Origin of the sequence: Nostoc flagelliforme FACHB-838, from assembly GCF_014698065.1 — a bacterium.
Lineage (GTDB): Bacteria > Cyanobacteriota > Cyanobacteriia > Cyanobacteriales > Nostocaceae > Nostoc > Nostoc flagelliforme_B.
In genome coordinates this window covers 92162-112088 of the sequence record NZ_JACJSI010000008.1, presented here as the reverse complement: position 1 = coordinate 112088, position 19927 = coordinate 92162, and the positions used below count along the sequence as shown (strand labels likewise).

At 40.8% G+C, this 19927-nt stretch carries 15 protein-coding genes and 1 pseudogene; 7 read left to right on the top strand and 9 right to left on the bottom strand.

The annotated features are described in order from the left end of the window. Positions 1-29 precede the first annotated feature (29 nt). From H6G97_RS06670 to H6G97_RS06650, 5 genes are all read right to left on the bottom strand, one after another. Positions 30-989 carry an inorganic phosphate transporter gene (locus H6G97_RS06670; RefSeq protein ID WP_190939886.1) on the bottom strand — a complete coding sequence of 320 codons (960 nt, stop codon included), beginning with the start codon at positions 987-989 and terminating at the stop codon, positions 30-32. Positions 990-1152: 163 nt separating this feature from the next. Next, entirely contained in the window at positions 1153-2121 is a 969-nt protein-coding gene (arsM, locus tag H6G97_RS06665; RefSeq protein ID WP_190939885.1) for an arsenosugar biosynthesis arsenite methyltransferase ArsM, read from the bottom strand. A 142-nt stretch (positions 2122-2263) separates the two neighbouring features. Beyond that, positions 2264-2938, bottom strand: coding sequence for a response regulator transcription factor (locus H6G97_RS06660; RefSeq protein ID WP_190939884.1), 675 nt, complete (start codon positions 2936-2938; stop codon positions 2264-2266). Between the two features lie 193 nt (positions 2939-3131). After that, a complete protein-coding gene (locus H6G97_RS06655; protein WP_190939883.1) occupies positions 3132-3419 on the bottom strand; it encodes a Mo-dependent nitrogenase C-terminal domain-containing protein in 288 nt (95 codons plus the stop codon). 983 nt (positions 3420-4402) lie between these two features. Then, positions 4403-4552: a hypothetical protein gene (locus H6G97_RS06650; protein ID WP_190939882.1), complete on the bottom strand. Its 150-nt coding sequence runs from the start codon at positions 4550-4552 to the stop codon at positions 4403-4405. A gap of 51 nt (positions 4553-4603) precedes the next feature. On the opposite strand from H6G97_RS06650, the gene H6G97_RS06645 reads away from it, so the two are divergent. The 5 genes from H6G97_RS06645 (at position 4604) to H6G97_RS06625 (ending at position 10933) form a co-directional block, all read left to right on the top strand. Beyond that, a complete protein-coding gene (locus H6G97_RS06645; RefSeq protein WP_338421598.1) occupies positions 4604-6097 on the top strand; it encodes a sensor histidine kinase in 1494 nt (497 codons plus the stop codon). 21 nt (positions 6098-6118) lie between these two features. After that, positions 6119-6547, top strand: coding sequence for a response regulator (locus H6G97_RS06640; protein WP_190939881.1), 429 nt, complete (start codon positions 6119-6121; stop codon positions 6545-6547). A gap of 12 nt (positions 6548-6559) precedes the next feature. Then, entirely contained in the window at positions 6560-7597 is a 1038-nt protein-coding gene (locus H6G97_RS06635) for a sensor histidine kinase (protein WP_199349269.1), read from the top strand. 21 nt (positions 7598-7618) lie between these two features. After that, positions 7619-10090: a GGDEF domain-containing response regulator gene (locus H6G97_RS06630; protein WP_190939880.1), complete on the top strand. Its 2472-nt coding sequence runs from the start codon at positions 7619-7621 to the stop codon at positions 10088-10090. 225 nt (positions 10091-10315) lie between these two features. Next, complete coding sequence (locus H6G97_RS06625; RefSeq protein WP_190939879.1) at positions 10316-10933, top strand: class I SAM-dependent methyltransferase; 618 nt, start codon at positions 10316-10318, stop codon at positions 10931-10933. Between the two features lie 230 nt (positions 10934-11163). On the opposite strand, the gene H6G97_RS06620 is transcribed toward H6G97_RS06625, so the two are convergent. Further along, positions 11164-11655, bottom strand: coding sequence for a GNAT family N-acetyltransferase (locus H6G97_RS06620; RefSeq protein ID WP_190939878.1), 492 nt, complete (start codon positions 11653-11655; stop codon positions 11164-11166). 426 nt (positions 11656-12081) lie between these two features. Between H6G97_RS06620 and H6G97_RS06615 the strand changes: the two genes are divergently transcribed. After that, positions 12082-12276, top strand: coding sequence for a hypothetical protein (locus H6G97_RS06615; RefSeq protein WP_190939877.1), 195 nt, complete (start codon positions 12082-12084; stop codon positions 12274-12276). Positions 12277-12501: 225 nt separating this feature from the next. Here H6G97_RS06615 and H6G97_RS06610 read toward each other — a convergent pair whose 3' ends face one another. The 3 genes and pseudogenes from H6G97_RS06610 to H6G97_RS06600 form a co-directional block, all read right to left on the bottom strand. Further along, positions 12502-12843, bottom strand: coding sequence for a transposase (locus H6G97_RS06610; protein WP_422394165.1), 342 nt, complete (start codon positions 12841-12843; stop codon positions 12502-12504). Positions 12844-12928: 85 nt separating this feature from the next. Then, a pseudogene (locus H6G97_RS06605) lies at positions 12929-17602 on the bottom strand (AAA family ATPase); the annotation flags it as partial. 394 nt (positions 17603-17996) lie between these two features. Then, positions 17997-18680, bottom strand: a complete 684-nt coding sequence (locus H6G97_RS06600) for a response regulator (RefSeq protein WP_190939876.1) — start codon at positions 18678-18680, stop codon at positions 17997-17999. Positions 18681-18914: 234 nt separating this feature from the next. Between H6G97_RS06600 and lipA the strand changes: the two genes are divergently transcribed. After that, the gene (lipA, locus tag H6G97_RS06595) at positions 18915-19835 is read left to right on the top strand and encodes a lipoyl synthase (RefSeq protein WP_190939875.1); all 921 of its coding nucleotides are present in this window, start codon (positions 18915-18917) and stop codon (positions 19833-19835) included. Positions 19836-19927: the final 92 nt, after the last annotated feature.

Sequence of the window (19927 nt, the reverse complement as noted above, 5' to 3'; positions counted from 1 at the left end):
TAAAAATGGCACAACTATATACAGTTTTTCTAACCTTGCAATAATCTGTAGGTTATTCCACTAATAATTGCCGCAGTTGGTAAAGTTAAAATCCACGATAATAGAATCTGAAAAAAAACACGCATATTAGATTTTTTGCTAATCAATCCCACACCAAAAATAGAACTAACCGAAACGTGAGTAGTAGAAACTGGAAGCCCAAACTGACTAGCTACAATGACCAGAACTCCAGTTACTATATTCGCTGATAAGCCTTGAGTATGATTCAGGGAGGTAATCTTTTCACTCATGGTGACAGCAACTTTTTGAGAGTTGAGTAAACCGCCAAGCGCCATTGCGAGCGCTATTGTAATCATCCCTCCCTGAATCGAGAAATATTCAATAATTAGAATAAATGAAACAATCTTAGGAGTATCATTTAATCCTCTAGCAAAACTGACAATTCCAGCGCTGAGAAAATGGCAAGTATCAACCATTTTTTGATTAACTGATAGATGCCATTTATAATTAGTATAGCCAGATAATCCGTAAATTCCTGCTCCTAAAGGAATAGCAATGATTGGACTGAGTAATAAAGGTAAAATAAAGGAAGTTCCCAAAGCGGCAAAATTAAGTTTTAGTCCGATCGCAACTAATCCAGCGCCAACAATAGCACCCGTTAAACTGTGAGTTGTGGAAATGGGAAACCCCATGAGGGTGGCAATGAGTACAGTTAAACCAGTTGCGATCGCTACCGCTATATGAAACTCTGGGGAGTTAGCGATCGCATCAGGTAATAGACCTTTTCCAGAGAAGTTTTGAATTAGTGTTCTTGCTAAAAAACTTGCAGTGATTGCACCAGCAAAAGTTGTAAAAGTTGCCCATAAAATTGCTGTTTGATAGCTACTTGTTCTGCTACCAAACAACGTTGCTACACCTTTAAAGTTATCATTTGCGCCATTGGAATATGCTAAAAAAAGCATAGCTAAAAATAGACTAATTAACAACATTTTTGGGTTTGTAAAGAAGAAACCAGAAGTCAGAATTCAGAATGTAATAAGTGAAATGTTCAAATTTTGCATTCATTATCCGGCCACACAGAATTATTCTGTTAGCGGTAGCGGGGCGTTTAGCCCATTCTGACTACTTACACCTGAATCCTTTATGAAGAAATTAGCAACAGCCACCACCGCTATAATGCCAGGTTGAATTGGTAACAATTATTTCTGCTGGCTTGATAGCAGAAAGTTTAGCAGCAGTTTTATCACACACTGCTGCGGGAATACCTAGCTGAAGTAAATGACCTGCTGAGTCGTCAAAGAAAGGTTCAGCACCAGCATAAATTGCTGTTTTACCAGTGAAAACACAAGCACCATCTTCTGGAATTTCAACTTTAAAAGAGACAGAATCCAAACTTTCTAAAAGTAGATTTTCTTCTAAATTATAAGTCTGGGAATCTAAAAGACGATAAGGACGACGAGCGCGAATTTCAATTTGACCAAAACCAGCATTTATAATCCGCTCAGTATACTCTTGATATGTGAGTGCGCCTGATAAACACATGGCCCTCAGTCGCTCATCTTGTTGAAGATGTGCTGGAATTGGACGAGTAGCAATTGGATCGCTCATCTGCAAGCGTCCACCTGGTTTTAATACCCGATATGCCTCTTTTAAAGCACGAGTTAAATCTTCTGGTTCAAAGATGTTGAAAAGGCAATTTTGGGCGACTATATCGACGCTAGCATCAGCAACAGGTAAGTTAAAAGCATCGCCTTCACGGATTTCTACAAAGCTGGTGTCAAACCAGGGGTTTTCTTGAGCAGCAATTTGCAAGTTACGTGCAGCAGCTTCCCGCATGGCTCCAACCGGTTCAACAGCAATTACAGCACTTGCATAGCGCGAAAAATAAGCGAATTGCAACGCTTCTAAGCCGCCGCCAACGCCGACATACAGCACAGTCGGTTGGTTTCCTAGTTCCGTAGGGTGAACAGTGGTGCCACAACCATAGTTCATTTCCTGCATTGGCAAAGAAATTTTCAATCCTGGTAGTTGCAGGGGTGTACTTTGCACACAACAAAGTCCAACTTGCGGGGTTTGGGCAACTTCGCGGTAGAATTGCGCTGCTGTTTCTAGATAGGTCATGCAGTTTTAGATTTTAGATTATGACAGCTTTGTGCATCCTAATATAATTAACTCTGAGTTGGATGAGTTTTTACTCAGATTGCCAAAAAATCTAAATCTTCATATTAACGATGGATTTTGGGGACTGGGGCAATCCTCAAATTCAATCACGTAATGTATACCCAACACCGCTCACAGTTTGAATTAGGCATTTTTCGTTATTGGCTTCAAGTTTTAGGCGTAGGTAGCGAATGTAAGCTTCGATGATGTTGGCGTCGCCCATGATGTCGTAACCCCAGGCTTCCTTTAAAATGCGATCGCAGGTAATTACCTCTCGCGGATGGGCAAGTAAATATTCTAATAAATCAAATTCCTTAGCAGTTAACTCAACTAACCGCTGATGTCGATACACTTCCCGCGTGCGACGATTTAAACTCAGGTCTTCAAATTCTAAAACATCTGCTTTGTCTGCTTGATGGCTTCTTCGCAGGTGAACACTGACTCTAGCTAATAATTCATCAACACTGAAGGGTTTAACGAGGTAATCATCAGCACCAGCCTCTAAGCCTGCAATGCGATCGCTCACTTCATCTTTGACGGTTAATAAGATTATCGGCACTCTATCAACAATACTTCGCAGGCGGCGGCAAATTTCCAACCCCGATAAACCAGGCAACATCCAGTCTAAAATTACTAAATCCAGATGTAACTCACGCGCTGCGGTGAGTGCAGTTAATCCATCGTAGGCAACACTGACTTGATAGCCTTCATAATTCAATTCCAATTCAACAAATCGTGCCAGTTTGACCTCATCTTCAACCAGTAAGATGTGCGTCATGATAATGTTAATGATTTCAGCAGGGTACGGTAAGCAATAATACGGTCTGGGAACACTGTCTTTGAGGTGTCAGCTACTTAATAGCCAAACATCTAAATTAGGTGTACGTTAGCTTAGTATAAACCTGAGTAAGTAACAACCGTAAGTCTGCAATTATTGATCGCTCCTTGATCAAAGAACGACCCAACTGCTATTAGCAATAGGCTGTGACATCTTCACCGCATTCATCGGCAAGATAACAAAGTGCTTTAAAACGTAAACCAACCACTTCCTCGTATAGGGGATTTAATTTACACATCGGAGGTATGTGAAATAGCTTCCGACCAAACAGCATGATATCTCGCTTAAAGGGACACTGAGCAGGAATAGATTTGCACAGGAAATGAGCCAATTTGGAGTTATGAATTTCTATCGTTTCCAACCACTCGCGGACTGGGTGCAGTAAATCATCGTGTAACTGGGCTTGAATAAAGCTTGTCATAATTTTTCACCTTAATAATTTCAAACTAGATTGAGTTTGTTGTATTTGAACCTATATAAATAAATACAGTTAGATTTTGTAGTTTTATGCACTTATTGCTTGTTATTTGGCACACTGTTAACTACACATTCAAGTCCTACAGTTCCTGATAAGTTGTCCTCACTTTTCACGTTATATTGAAAAACCAACGCGAAACCTAATTTAACCCCCTCTAATATCCTTTGGTAGTAGGGAACACAAGTCATATCTGCAAGAGTTTCAAGCCTTCTAGACCCTTTAAAAGCGATCGCTTCGATTTGTGGATGGGATTACTTCCAATACGGTTCGGTTAAAGGGGAAAAGGGGAAAGGTTTTGAATACATCCTTTACTTTACCCAATACCTGCAACCCCATTCCCCAGACCACAAGGAAAGTGAAAAATGCTTGAACCGTATTGGGATTACTTCACCTCTGCTTGATTGTCTTTCTTAAATCACTTTCGGGCGAAAACTTAAAAATTGGTGGGCTACATACATACTTGCTGATACTAACTAGCAGACATTAATAATGCAAATTTTCTACGGCTGAAATGTAGACAGAACAACGCTTTTGGGCAAAGTGGCACTATTTGACAAACATTTCGCCTTAATCTCTTAACGATGCAGAATTTTTCGAATTACTGATAGTACCTTCTGTCTTTATTAATCTAAGTATTTGCCAAGTCAATTTAATATCAAGCTAATAAAAATTAATGTTTTTAAGTGTAATTACTGATATTATTTAGCATATCAATATAATTTATGCAAGCGAAAATCTAGTGAAAGTAGCTAGAGAAATATATTAAATAATCTAACAAAATTTATTATTTGCTTTCCCATGTCTTAGAAGATATACGCTGACAATCATTAATTAATATAGATATCCTTTATTAGAGCTAATTAGCTCTCAAAGTTAATAAACTTGGTATCAGTTACTAGAACTATGACGAGTAGTGGGGCTACTAGTCACCCTTCTGGTTCAGAGATGGGAACGCGAATGCGTAACAATCCTAACGGCGCTAACGCTGTGATCGCGGAGCGTGTCATTGGCGTAGCCTCTTGTAGAGAAGACAGCCAGTAGAGAGCGGCTGTTACCGATCTATAGCGCTGGCTCACCCTTTTTACCAATTTAGTCAGCAGCTACTTTTTCAACTTGGAAGGTAAAAAATGGAATGGGCTATTTACAAAAAGAATACGGGCAGTTTTGTAATAGCAGTCGCAATTATGGCTGGTGTTGGCGTAGTCTCGTATCTTAGTTTGCTTCAGTATAGGGAAAACGCTCAATGGGTTACACACACACGTGAGGTGCTTGAAAAAACAAAAGAAGTAATGTCACAGATCAGAGATGCAGAGACTGGACAACGGGGCTATCTTCTCACGGGCAAAGAAAAGTATCTGGAACCCTATCGCAGTGCAACTGGTGATATTGATCAGAAACTCAAGGTTCTGCGCCGATTGACTGCGGATAACCCCAATCAACAGCGACGGCTCGATAACCTTAAACCCCTGATTGCCAAAAAACTGGTTTTGATGGAACAGGCGATTAAAGCTAGGAGCAAAGATTTAGAGTCCGCGCTGCAAATAGTTCAGACAGATCAGGGTCAGCAAATCATGGAGGATATCCGAATGCTGACTACAGATATGGAGAACGAAGAAAATGAGTTGTTGAAACAGCGGTCAATAGAGGCAAACGCCAGCGCTCATCAAACAACTTTGCTGACTATTTTTGGTAGCATTATTGCTTCTGCGATCGTCGGTTTAGCAGCCATAATCACCAATCAGGAACTTGTTAAACGCAAGCGGATGGAAAATTCTTTGCAAAAGGCTCGTGATGAGTTAGAAATAGAGGTTAACAAACAGACTGCCGAACTTAGAAACACTAACGAAGAATTACAAACTGAAATTAATGAGCGCAAAAAGGCGGAGTCAGAGATTCTGCGCCTGAACGTCCAGCTTGAGCAGCGAGTCGCCGAACGCACAGCACAACTTGAAGCTACTAACAAAGAGATGGAAGCATTTAGTTATTCTGTGTCTCACGATCTGCGGGCCCCCTTACGGAGCATCGACGGCTTTAGCCAAGCGCTACTAGAAGATTATGCTGACAAGCTGGATGTGCTAGGTCAAAACTATCTCCAACGTGTGCGTGCAGCCACCCAGCGAATGGCACAACTGATCGATGATTTACTGAATCTGTCACGATTGACGCGCAGTGAGATGCGTGACGAAAAGGTTGATCTGAGCGCACTAGTGGAGGCGATCGCTACAGAGTTGCACAAAACCCAACCAGAACGCCAAGTGGAGTTTACCATTACGCCAGGATTGGTTACTAATGGTGATACTCATTTGTTACGAATCGTGCTAGAAAACCTGCTGGGTAATGCGTGGAAATTTACAGGAAAACATCAAAAAGCACGCATAGAATTTGGGCTTTTGCAGCAAGATAACACCCATGTGTATTTTGTCCGTGATGATGGCACAGGCTTCGATATGGCCTATGTTGAGAAACTCTTCGGTGCTTTTCAGCGCCTGCACGCCATGACTGAATTTGAAGGCACTGGCATCGGATTAGCTACTGTACAGCGGATTATTCACCGTCATGGTGGCCGTGTTTGGGCCGAAAGTGCAGTAGAGCAAGGCGCAACATTTTACTTCACCCTCTAACTATAGGAAACACTATACAACATGATTTTACTTGTAGAAGACAATCCCGACGATGAAGCGCTAACCTTACGCGCACTCAAGAAAAACAATATTCTGAACGACGTAGTTGTGGCACGCGATGGGGTAGAAGCCCTAGATTATCTCTTTGGTAAAGGTATGTACGCCGATCGCGACATGAGCGTTATGCCCCATCTGATCCTCTTGGATTTGAAGTTGCCTAAAATGGATGGTCTGGAAGTTTTGCGACACCTGCGGGCCGACGACAGAACAAAAATCCTTCCAGTGGTCATTCTAACCTCGTCCAAGGAGGAGCAAGACTTAATCAATGGTTACAGCTTGGGTGCCAACAGCTATGTTCGCAAACCTGTGGATTTTTCCCAATTTAGTGAATCAGTGCGACAACTAGGGTTGTACTGGTTTGTTTTAAACGAATCACCGCCGAGAGTATAGTTTTAGATGGGTATGGGTACACCTCTGCGCGTATTACTTGTTGAGGATTCAGAAGATGACGCTTTTTTGGTGCTGCGTGAACTGCAACGTGGTGGCTATGAAGTAACCTTTGAAAGAGTTGATACACCCACAGCCATGAAAGCTGCGATCGCAGGGCAAACATGGGATATCGTTATTTGCGATTATTCCATGCCTACCTTTAGCGCCCCTGCTGCATTGAAGCAGGTCAAGGAAAGTGGACTTGACTTGCCATTCATTATCGTCTCAGGCACTATTGGTGAAGATACCGCAGTAGCCGCTATGAAAGCTGGTGCCCATGACTATATCATCAAAGGCAATTTAGCGCGACTTATCCCTGCTGTTGCCCGTGAGTTGCGTGAGGCACAGGTGAGGCGGGAGCGTAAACAAGCAGAGGAGCAAATTAAAGCATCGCTTCAAGAAAAAGAGGTGCTATTGAAAGAAATTCATCATCGGGTAAAAAATAATTTGCAGATTATTTCTAGTCTGCTCAACCTGCAAGCAGAATACCTCAAGGACAATCAAGCCATTGAGGTATTCAAAGATAGCCAGAACCGGATTGAATCAATGGCTTTGATTCACGAGAAACTATATCAATCTCAAGACTTGGCAAGGATTAATTTTACTGACTATATCCAAGATTTAGTAACTAATTTATTTTATTCATATAACGTTAATTCCAGCGCTATTACCTTGAAAATGAACGTTGAGGAGGTTTTTCTAGTCATTGATGCAGCTATTCCTTGCGGATTGATTATCAATGAACTTATTTCCAATTCCCTAAAATATGCCTTTCCTCAAAGAGAACCGGGAGAAATTTCTATTGATTTTTGCTCCCTAGAAGCAAATTTATTTACACTTACTATCAGTGATAATGGTGTCGGTTTTGCCCAAGATTTTGATTTTCAAGCTACAGAATCATTAGGTTTGCGATTAGTCAAAGGTCTAACACATCAGATCCAAGGCAATATCGATTGTAGCAATAATAACGGAGTAAAATATAAAATTACATTCCCGAATATAAATTTCTAATTTTATAATTTAAATAAAAACATGAACTCAGTAAATATATTAGTTGTTGAAGATGAATTCATCGTAGCAATGGATATACAAAATCGGCTAAGGAAATTTGGATACACTGTTTCGGGGCTTGCCGATTCTGGAGAAGAAGCAATTAAAAAAGCAGCAAATGGTTCTCTAGATTTAGTTCTAATGGATATTCACCTCAAAGGAAACATGGACGGTGTGGAGGCCGCTCAAATAATTAATAACCTTTTTAAGATTCCCGTAATATATCTTACTGCTAATGCAGACGAATCAACATTGAATCGAGCAAAGCTAACAGAGCCATTTGGTTACATTCTTAAGCCATTCAAAGAAAAAGAATTAAAGTTCACTATTGAAATTACCCTTTCTAAACATCGGACGGAAAAAAAATTAAAACAGAATGAACAATGGCTGACTACTGTACTTAAAAGTATTGGAGATGCTGTAATTACTAGCGACGAATCTGGATCTGTGACTTTTATGAATCCAATTGCAGAAGAACTGACGGGTTGGAATTATTCAGATGCATTTGGGAAAGAAGCAACAGAAATATTCAATATTGCTCATGAAAAAACTCGTATAATAATTGAAAATCCTGTAACGCAAGTCCTTCAGTCGGGCAGTACTCTTGGTCTACCAGAACAGACGATACTTATTGCTAAAAACGGTACACAAATACCAATTGATGATAGTACCGCACCCATTAAAGATGACAACGGTAACATCATGGGTGCAGTTTTGGTCTTTCAGGATATCACCGAGCGCAAGCAAATTCTGGAGGCACTAGCACGTCGTCAGCAAGAATTCAAAGCACTAGTTGAAAATGCACCTGATATTATTTCCAGATTTAACACTCAATTGTGCTACGTTTACGTTAATCCAGCTATTGAAAAGGTTACAGGAATATCAGCCGAAACATTTATCGGCAAAACAAACGCAGAGTTAAATCTGCCGGAAGAATTTTGCCGGATATGCGATCGCAAGCTTCAGCAAGTTTTTCAGACCAAGCAAGAAACAGAGTTTGAATGCAGTTTAGCGATCGCTTTCCAAACAAAACATTACCATACCCGTCTTGTGCCTGAATTGGCTAGCGATGGTTCAGTATATTTTGTATTGAGTATTTCTCGTAATATTACTGCTCTAAAACTCGCAGAAGCGCAATTAATTTATGATGCCTTTCACGATATATTAACCGGTCTGCCAAACCGCGCCTTATTTATGGAGCGGCTAGAGCGTGCCTTTATGCTGACAAAACGACGTGCAAACTATACATTCGCTGTTCTCTTTCTAGACCTAGATCGCTTCAAAGTTGTCAACGACAGTCTCGGTCATACAATTGGCGATCAACTACTAACTGCCCTTGCCCGCAGATTGGAGAATTGCCTGCGCTCTGGAGACACAGTTGCCCGTTTAGGGGGAGATGAGTTTACAATTTTGCTTGATGATCTCAACAACGTCAATGACGTAATAAGCGTAGTGCAGCGGATACACGAAGCTCTGACATCTGCGTTCCAACTCAGTGGGTACGAGGTATTTACTACCGTCAGCATTGGCATCGCCCTGAGCAACGGTAGTTATAACCGACCAGAGGAACTCTTGCGCGATGCTGACATTGCAATGTATCGCGCTAAGGCATTGGGTAAAGCACGTCATGAGATATTTGACTCAACGATGTACACCCAAGTAACGCAGCTATTAGAGTTAGAGATGGATCTACGACGGGCAGTTGAACGCCAGGAGTTTCAGGTTTACTACCAGCCAATTGTTTTATTAGAAACTTACAAAATTATTGGCTTCGAGGCTCTCGTTCGCTGGCAGCACCCGCAATACGGACTAGTTCCTCCAGACAACTTTATTCCCCTAGCAGAAGAAACTGGACTAATTATCCCTATTGGTTATTGGGTACTAAGTGAAGCTTGTCGTCAAATGCGTGCTTGGCAAATGCAATTTCCTACTGACCCACCCTTGACAATCAGTGTAAATCTTTCCACTAAACAGTTTTCACAACCTGAACTGATTGAGCAAATTAACCAAATTATGCAAGAAACTGGTTTGGAAGCTGGCAGTTTAAAGCTGGAGATTACTGAAAGCGTACTGATGGAAAATATTCAATTAGCAACTTTTATGCTTTTGCAACTGCAACAAATGAATATCCAATTACACTTAGATGATTTTGGTATAGGCTATTCATCCTTGAGTTACTTGCACCGCTTTCCAAGTAATGCCTTGAAGATTGATCGTTCCTTTATTTGTAAGATTGGTGCTAATGGAGAAAACTTAGAGATTGTTCAAGCGATCATCACCCTAGCCCAGAGTCTAAATATAGATGTAATAGCAGAGGGCGTAGAAACATTAGAGCAACTGGCACAACTTAGAGCCATGAAATGCAAATATGCACAAGGATATTTTTTCTCTCAACCCCTGGATAACAAATCGGTAGAGAGATTAATTGTATCTGGCATTGAACCTAGATCCTAGCGAATACTTTTCGGATAAACCCAATAATCTCTCTTTTGTTCTGGGGAAAGGTTAAAGGGCAAAAGGGGAAAGGGAAATTTAAACCCCTTTCCCCTTTCTCCTTTAACCGAAAAGTATTGAGATGCTAGCTAGTCTTTAGCTTAGTGGTGAATGATACTAATATAAGCGCAAGTGACGTATTTTCAAAAGGTTTAAAACTTAGCTTTAAGGAAGCTGTGAAAACTAATGACTGATGACTTTTTCAGTAATAAAAAGTTACTTTTTGACCGATGGGCACCAAGTTACGACTGGCTTTTTCCTTCAGTGTTTTATCGAGCCGTTCACAAACGGTTATTGCAGTATGTCGATTTACCAGAGCCAGCAAATGTGCTTGATATAGGGTGTGGTACTGGACGCTTGCTTGAGCGCCTTGCCACTCAGTTTCCCGACCTGCGAGCCACCGGATTGGATTTATCTGCTAATATGTTGCGGTTAGCAAGACAAAGCAACCACCACCGTCCACGTTTAATTTATATCGAGGGCAAAGCTGAGTCCCTTCCCTTTGCTGATGGTCAATTTGATTCTGTTTTCAGCACTATCAGCTTCTTGCACTATTTGGAACCTAAACAGGTGCTTAATGAAATAGCACGGGTACTTTCTCCCGGTGGACGCTTTTATTTGGTTGACATTACTTCTAAAAAAGAGGCAGAACCTCAATTATTGCCAATCTCTCCCCGTGGAATTAGACTTTACAGCCCTAATCAACGTCAACTTATTGGCTCCTCTGCTGGGCTATTGTGTTTGAATCACCACTATTTACTAGGGCCTGTCTTACTAACGATTTTTGCGAAACCTCCGATTTAAAAATGGGAATGGGGACTTGCAAAAAATAAATTATCCCAAATTATTTCTAGATTTGTAGGGGCGCAAGGCATTGCGCCCTTACTTATGCAAAATATCTCTCAAACTCTTATTTCTCAGTGTCTTCTGCGCCTCTGTGGTAAACTTCTCCTGTCGGAGACGCTGCGCGAACAGGAAGCAACTTCGTGTCTACGTTATTCCGTAACTCTTGCGTAAGTCCTATTAATTACGAATCACGAATTACCTTGATGTTTCATAAACACCACAGGAACTCTGAGCAGTTTTTTAGCTAATTGGGAGAATCTATATTTCCTCTTAAGTGTAGACAAGCCGCTTGTTCTGGGAAATTGCGGCAAGTGTTCAAAAGATATTTCCACAAAGTCAAAGCGACTGTAAAACTTCGCCAATCGTTGACCTAAACATTCCAGATAAAGTGGTTGTGTTGCTGTATTAATCAAATGCTGCGTTAGCAAAGTACCCAAACCGCGATTTCTCCAAGCTGATGTAACGACCAAACTACCAAGTTCTTGTGCCCCTGAAAAACTACGTAGCTGTCCGCAAGCTACAAGATTGTCATTGCATTCAATTATCCAAAATTGCTGCCAATTTAATTGGGTTGGATCAAGTCTTGCTGAGAATACCAGCAATCGAATTGACCACTGATCCGCAGAGGTTGCTTTGCGAAGGGCACATCCAGATGGTAACAACAGATTACTCTGGCTCATTATCATTAATTATATTTTGATAGTTTGTCTCACAATCATCACATCATATAGCGGTTCTCGTTTAGGTAAGGTACACCCGTAGAGACACGGCATATTCCCTACACCTTGCGTATAATGTTGTACCGTGTCTGAGTGGGAACCTCTATATTATTCACTTAGAGGATATTTTAAAAGTCCTCAATTCTCATATTTATGTATCCTTTTTTACGTTTAAGTAGCCTGCGGCAAGCCGCTACACGTCTACATTTATTGGATAATTTCTTTCTTGCAAATCCCGGTTTATGTATTTTTGTCAGCAGACATGAGTAGTACAAAACAATACTTATGATAGAGGGAGGAATCAGCCATAACTATATTCTAGATAGATGCACCCGTACTCCTAATTTTTTAAGATAATTTTAAAGATAAATAATTAGGGATGTAATCATGGCTGAACAACAAAAATCTAATAATCAACAAGCTGCGTCTACTGCTTCTCCTGACGGCGAAACCCCTATCGACGAAAGTATCCGCAAAACTGGTGATGCGGAACAGAGTGATGCTAAATCCACTGCTACTCCAGAAGCACCAGAAAACGATGGTGTAGCAGGTAGCCCCAATCAAGGAACTGAGTCACGTTAATTAATTTGAACTTTTCCAAATTTCAACAGGTCGCGCCCATTCCTCCCTAAATTCAGCGCAGCAAGTTGGGGAGGAATCTTAGTTATTCTCGCTGGCAATTGGGGACTTTTGGTTTCTCAACCCTATTAGTTTTGATTGGTTGTAGAGATGCTAAATTTCGCGTCTCTACAGGCTTTTAGTGAAAAATCAACTAATTATCATATTTAATTGGGACACACTACTAGTCTAGATATCTGACTGTTGCATTGGTATCTCAATCACAAACTCAGTCCCCTCTCCTAATCGTCCAGCGGCAACCCGAACCCACTGGTACAGTTTGTCGTGAATCTTTAACCAGGTACCATCTTTACTCCATCGCCAAAAATAACCATAAACCGTTTGCCAAGCTGGGAAATCGCCTGGTAGTCCTCTCCATGTGCATCCCTCACACAGCACATACAATATTGCGTTGACTACCATAAATAAAGCTACAGCCCGTGGACGCCCACTGGCTTTTTCTGATGGGAACTCTTGTGCAATCAGTTCCCACTGTTCCCATGTCAAATTGCTACGGTATGCTTTAGTCATTTGCTCACAAGGTGCTGGTTTCTACAAATCTCAGCATAAGCTTTGTGAGCTTTCTTACAACATTACCCTACTTTTAAAACATCCTCTTAGCTTGTGCTAAGTTTTTGTAAAGGATAGCATTCTCTAAAGATATTGCCGCTTGAGTAGTAAGGAGTTTGAGAACTTCTACGCGATCGCGTGTAAATGCTCCTGTCGTTAGATTATTTTCTAAATAAAGAATTCCAATTAACTTACCTTGATTTTGAAGAGGTATAGACAACAAACTTTTAGGTTTCTCAGTAACAATGTAGCTGTCACCTGCTAAAAAAGAAACAGTATTTATATCGTCAATAACTAAGATTTCTCTGGAGCGTTTAACGTAGTTAATCAATGTAATAGGAACATCGTAGCTTAACTCAAGGCAAGTTGATGGAAACTCAGTGTAGGTACGATCAAAATGCGAATTTGAACGCACCACTGTGACAGTTAATGCTAAGTTATCACCTTCACTCAAAATTAAAGCGCATTTAGAGGCTCCTGCATTCTCCATAACAACTTCCATTAAAGTAGAAAGTAGTCGCTCAAGCTCGATTTCCCCAGAGAGGGCTTGAGATGCTTTAATGAATGCGGCTAAATCCAGAGACTCAGAAATACTTCTCTTCGAGCCAATAACAGTTTGTTGATCGCTTAAGGTAGGTAAAGATGATATAGATATGTTATTAACAGAAGTGCTTTCATCGCTGGGATGGATACTCAGGTTTTCTTGCTGGAGTATAGGAGTAAGTAATTGGGGATAGCGTTTTATTAAATCATTAACTTTGGCTAACGCTCCCCAATGAATGTAGCTATAGTAGGCATCAGTTAGGTAGGTTTGGGCTATCTTCTGTTTGCCCCGTTCTAGATAAAATTTAGCGGCAAGTTCGTTGGCAAGAGCTTCTTCGTTGATATACTCATATTCTTTAGCAAAGGCGATCGCGCGATCATAATTATCCATTGCTTCTATATATTGATTGAGAACTCGATGCCGCTCTGCCTCAACCAAATAAAACTTATGTAAATAATTCATTGGGGCATGATTTGCCCAGCGCTGCATCTTTTGTTGATTGACAACAATCTTGTTTAAGATTTGTTCTTGTTCAGATTCCTCAACATCAGAATAAACTGCCAGTCTAGCTAGTGAATCATAAAAATGGAAAATAGGAAAAACTAACTGTCCCATCCCACCATGCAAATAATTTTCTGCCAAGATAGCATTTTCAACCGCTTGAGAGTATTTCTGAAATAGGCAACAGAGATGCAATTTAGTTAAATATAAATATAACAGTCCCATGCCATCGTTTGCTTCCAGGTGAATCGGCAACATTTTCTCTTCATCGTAGGCTTCACCAATTAAAAGATGCGGATTTTCCGCAGTACCTATCAAGTTCAAGACACTCTGCCGATAAATCGCGCTCCAGTTAAATACTGTTTCTTGCTTGATTTGACCGATCGCACTGTTGTAAATTGCCATCTCCTGTTCCAATCCGGTCAGTTCTCTACCGACAAAATATGAACAGTAGCAATAAACATTAAGAACATAGGCTGCATATTCTAAATCTCCCGTTTCTAATCCAGCAGAGTATGCTTCCAGCAAAGGTTTTAAGTTTTCCTTGGCATGTTCCTTCCAATGCCGGATAGCAGCATTAAATACCTCTATAACCTTAGCTTTGACTTCTTTAGCATTAAAGCGAGTTAACAAACTTGCAGCCAGTTTCCCAAATTGATAGCCAAACTCAATATCTCCTACTACCCCGCAGAGTATTACCCCATAAGCTGCATAGGCATAGGCTGATAAGGAAGTGTTACCGTATTTAAGCGATAAATTAATCTGTTTAAAAGCAAACAAGGGATAAAGTACAGGAAAAGCTTGATAGGTATGACCAAGCGCACTCGATAGAATACGCATAGATGCTAAAGCTTGCTCCTCTGTCATCTCAGGCAGGTCAATTAAATCCTCAATACGCTTGCCGCTAAGATTTAATGTTAACTCTGTCATTGCTAGCTGAATATCTGACTGACTTGGATGCTCAGGAAACTCCACTCCCAAAAGTTTCAAAAAAGTGAGGGCAGTATTTACAGCCTTCAGTGCTTGGTTCTGTGCGCCATAAGCCTGAATTTTGACTTCATAAACTTTTACTTTTTCTAGCAGTGGTTTACGTACCAACACCACCTCTGCCAATTCCTCCATCTGTTCAAAGTTGCCAGCTAGGTATGCTGCCTCTGTCGCAGTTTCATACAAAGCCAGGGTAAGATGATGATTCATCTCCCAACTATCACCTGCCAGCAATTTGATGCCAGTAGTTAAATACTTAATGGCCGCGGGATAAGCTGTAGATGCTAAAGCTTTACGTCCAGCAATTAGATTCATCTGGGCTAGTTCATCTCGTTTAGCTTGAGGGGAGATGAATTCTGCTGCGATATTAAACTGATTGACAAGCTCAAAAATCTTTTCTTCCTGTTCTACAACTGGAATACTGTTGAATAACAATAGCCCAATTTTTAAATGAATTGGCTTTTTTTGCTCTTCAGGAATTAAAGAATAAGCAGCTTGTTGCACTCGGTCATGTACAAATTTATATTTAGGTAGCTGTAAATTAGAAATTGAAAATTGTGTAGATTCTATGCCATCAACAATCAAAGCTTGATTAGTATTATCTTCGGAAAAAATATTGTAGTTTTCAGTCTGTGGTAAAACTAGCCCATCAAGTAATGCTTGCCACAAGTCTGATGCTGTATCTACTACAGATTTTTCATTAATGATCGCTAGCGTTTTTAAGTCGAACTGATTACCAATATATGCAGCCATTTTCAAAACTTTTTGGGTATGTATCGGCAATTTTTCTATTTGCAGAGCGATAAATTCTACTACATCGTCTGTGAGAGCTATTTCTTTGACTTTTGAAATATCATATTGCCAATAAGCAGCATCAAAATTTAAGAAAATTAGTCCATCATAGTGTAAAGATTTGAGGAATTGAGCGGAAAAGAAGGGGTTGCCTTTAGTTTTAGCAAACACCATCTGGGTAAGAGCAACAGAAGCTACTTCAGGACAATGAAGGGTATCAGCAATGAAATGATTTAAATCACCCTGATTTAATGGTGCTAAAGTGATCGTATTAATAGTTACTGCTGTTTGTTCAATTTGTTGTAGTGTTAAATAAAGTGGATGCCCCTTAAAAACCTCATTATCTCTATACGAACCAATTAATAATAAACCTCCCTGCTTTTCATGAAGATGTTCTATTTCTTCTGATAGAGAAGACAACTTAATTTCACACATTAATAACTGAATTAATTTTAAAGAAGCTGTATCTGCCCATTGCAGGTCATTAAGAAATATAACTAAGGGATGTTCTTTCGTTGTAAAGATTTTGATGAATTTTTGAAATAATAAATTGAACCGATTTTGGGCAGCGTTGCCAGAGATTTTTGTAACCGGAGGTTGCTTACCCATAATCTGTTCGAGTTCAGGAATTACATTAATAATTACCTGAGTTTGTGTACCCAATTCTCTGAGAATTTTGGCTTTCCATTCTTGAATTTGGGCATCAGTTTCCGATAGCAACTGTGCGATTAAGTCCCGAAAAGCCTGCACGAATCCTGATAAGGGAATGTCACGTTGAAACTGATCAAATTTTCCTTTGATGAAGTAGCTACGCTGCCGCACAATAGGTTTGTGGACTTCATTGACCACAGCAGTTTTGCCAATGCCAGAAAAACCCGCAACTAATATCATTTCTGTTGCCCCCTCTGTCACACGCTTAAAAGCAGCGAGTAGGGTTTCAACTTCACTTTGACGACCGTAGAGTTTTTCGGGGATTACGAAACGGTCTGAGATATCCCTCACGCCTAGTTCAAAGGGTGTAATATTTCCTGTTTCTTGCCACTGGTTTTGGCACGCTTCTAAGTCATGCTTTAACCCCGAAGCGCTCTGATAGCGGTCTTCAGCATTTTTCGCCATCAGCTTGCTGATGATGTCAGACAAAATTGGTGGAATATTGGAGTTAATTCGGCTGACTTTTAACGGTTGTTTAGCAATGTGAGAGTAAACTAACTCCATCGGATCTTTAGTGATGAAGGGTAACTGTCCGGTGAGGAGTTGAAAGAAAGTAACACCGAGGGAATAAAAATCGGTGCGGTAGTCGATACCTCGGTTCATCCTTCCAGTTTGTTCTGGAGAAATGTAAGCCAGGGTGCCTTCTAAAATATTGGGGTTTGTGAGAAATTGAATTTCTCTTGGTAGGAGGGTGGCAATACTAAAGTCGATGAGTTTTATTTCATCTGTGGTAGGGTTTATGAGGATGTTGGCAGGCTTGATATCTTTGTGAATAATGCGGTCGCGATGCAGTCCTTCAAGGGTAGAAGCAATTTTAATTGCAATGGGGAAAAACTCATTGAGGGAAAGTTTATTTTCCTTCTTACCCCTTTCCTCCAGTCGCCAGTCTTGGAGGGAAATGCCGCCAAAATCTTCCATCACTAAAACGTAGCTGTTACAGTAGCTTTCTAAGCTATAGGTTTTGACTATGCCAGGAATATCAAGGTTTTTGGTAATGATATATTGATTTCGGAACTGGGCGATTTCTGCGAAGGAAGGATATTCATTCCGCATCAATTTCAGAACAACTGATTTTTGGTCTTGTTCTCTAATGCCCCGATAAACTAGGGTTTTACTTCCTGAGTAGATTTGCTCGGTAATACGATAGCCAGGAAACGCATATAATGTATCCGATACTACTAACATTGCAAACTATGCTCATAATTATTGCTTCTATGGTTTAGTATTCCCGTACAAACACTGTCGTTATCATGAAATAGGATTTTTTTGTTTTATTTTTATTATAAAATATAATTTTTTATTAAATATTTGATTTTGAAATAATGTAGGGTATTGGGCTGCTTTACTAAGCTTGTAAATTAATCTTGTGCATCTATAGAACTTATGCAAAATTACAACATATAGAAGCAATACATTAATTGCACCTATATGTTGTAATTTCCTGTTTTTGAATTTTGTTGTCAACAATGCTTTGTCAACATAAGTGTTTTTGAACTAACTATTTTACCCGCTTTTAATCAGATACCCGTCATTATAAACGGTGTATTTTTGGCTGCGATAATAATAACGAGCGCAAATACTACTTGATTTTTTGTTTAATAAAAGTCACAACCTGAGTTAGCTGTTTCTTCAAACCATCAATTTCTGCTTGCATTTTGACAATTTTCTCATTCAACGCATTGATTTCAGCGTCCGAGATTCCCCCGTTACTAGGAGTTGCGTTGCTTGCCGCTGTAGGCATCGCAGCATTGGCGACGCTAGGAGTTGCAATACTAGGAGTTGCGACGCTAGGGACTGCTACCGCAACATTGGCAACACTAGAGGTTGCAACTGTGCCATTTTTGGCAGCAACCCCTGCTCCTACTGGGACTAGTTCTGGGCGTGGCTGTTTCGCCTTGGCCATAGCTAACTTAATCGCGTTAATTAGTTGCTTTTGATCAAAAGGCTTGCCCAGAAATTCAAAATATTCAAATGGTTCTGTAATTTTCTCCGTTACCTCTTCCTTGCGACCAGACATGATCACTAAAGGAATTTTCCTTAACTCTGGGTGGGCTTGAACTTGCTGGAAAACTTCCCAGCCACTCATTTTAGGCAACAGGAAATCCAGCATAATTAGGCTGAGTTTTTCCTGAAGGATGAAATTTAGTCCTTCCACACCGTCTTTTGCTTCCAGTACCTCAAAATTGCCCGGAGGCAACATTTCTCGTACTTTTACCCTGACAACTGTAGTGTCATCAATAACTAAAATCTTGTTGCTTGCCACGACTGTTTGCTCTAACAGAAACTTTAAGTGTAAATAGCGGCTTTGCCGATTGTCCTTGAGAATCCTCCCACTATATACAAAATTTCTAGCAATTGGGGGATAGTATATTTCGGTATAAATGACATTGCTAGAGGTGTTTTGCAAAACTTTTGCTCGCGCTCTTTTCAATTTGTGTCATGGTGATATTTAACCGACAGTCCACTACATCTATATCCGCATCTTGCTTGGATGTCTATGATTTCGTCACAACAAGCCGACCTAAAGTCTGAAAGTACGGCAATGCCTAGCTGGTTACGTCGCCCGATTGGCAAAGCCAGTGAAATCTCTACCGTACAACGTATTATTAAGCAGCGCCAAATTCACACGATTTGCGAAGAAGGTCGCTGTCCCAACCGGGGAGAGTGCTATGCCCAAAAAACTGCAACTTTCTTGTTAATGGGGCCTACCTGCACACGCTCTTGTGCTTTCTGTCAAGTAGATAAAGGTCATGCACCGATGCCTCTTGATTTAGAGGAACCCCAAAAGGTAGCCCAGGCGGTGCAGCTTTTGGGATTGCGTTATGTGGTGCTGACTTCTGTAGCCCGTGATGACTTGCCCGATCAAGGTGCAGGACACTTTGTGGAGACGATCGCGACTATTCGCCAATTGAACCCAGAAACTCAAATTGAAGTGCTTACTCCTGATTTTTGGGGTGGTGCTGGTGTTGGCGAATCTGGTCAACGCCTACGAATAGCGATGATTGTCAAAGCCAAACCAGCTTGTTTCAATCACAATATTGAGACAGTGCAACGGTTAACTGGGCCAGTGCGTCGGGGAGCCAAGTATGATCGCTCGCTCTCGGTACTAGCTATGGTTAAAGAAATAGATTCGACAATTCCCACCAAATCAGGTTTGATGCTGGGACACGGAGAAACACTTGATGAAGTCATTGAAGCAATGGCTGATTTAAGAACTGTGGGGTGCGATCGCTTGACTATCGGGCAGTATATGCGTCCAACTCTTGAACATCTGCCAGTCCAAAAATATTGGACTCCAGAAGAATTCGATCAACTCGGCAGATTAGCATGGGAAATGGGATTCAACCATGTTCGTTCTGGGCCTCTGGTTCGCAGTTCCTATCATGCTGGAGAAGAGGGAGTAGGGATTGGAGAGTAGAGCCGGGGATGAGGGAGCAGGGGAGGCAGGGGGAGCAGGGGGAGCAGAGGAAGAAATAACTAATGCCCCATACCCAGTCCCCAGCGATGCAC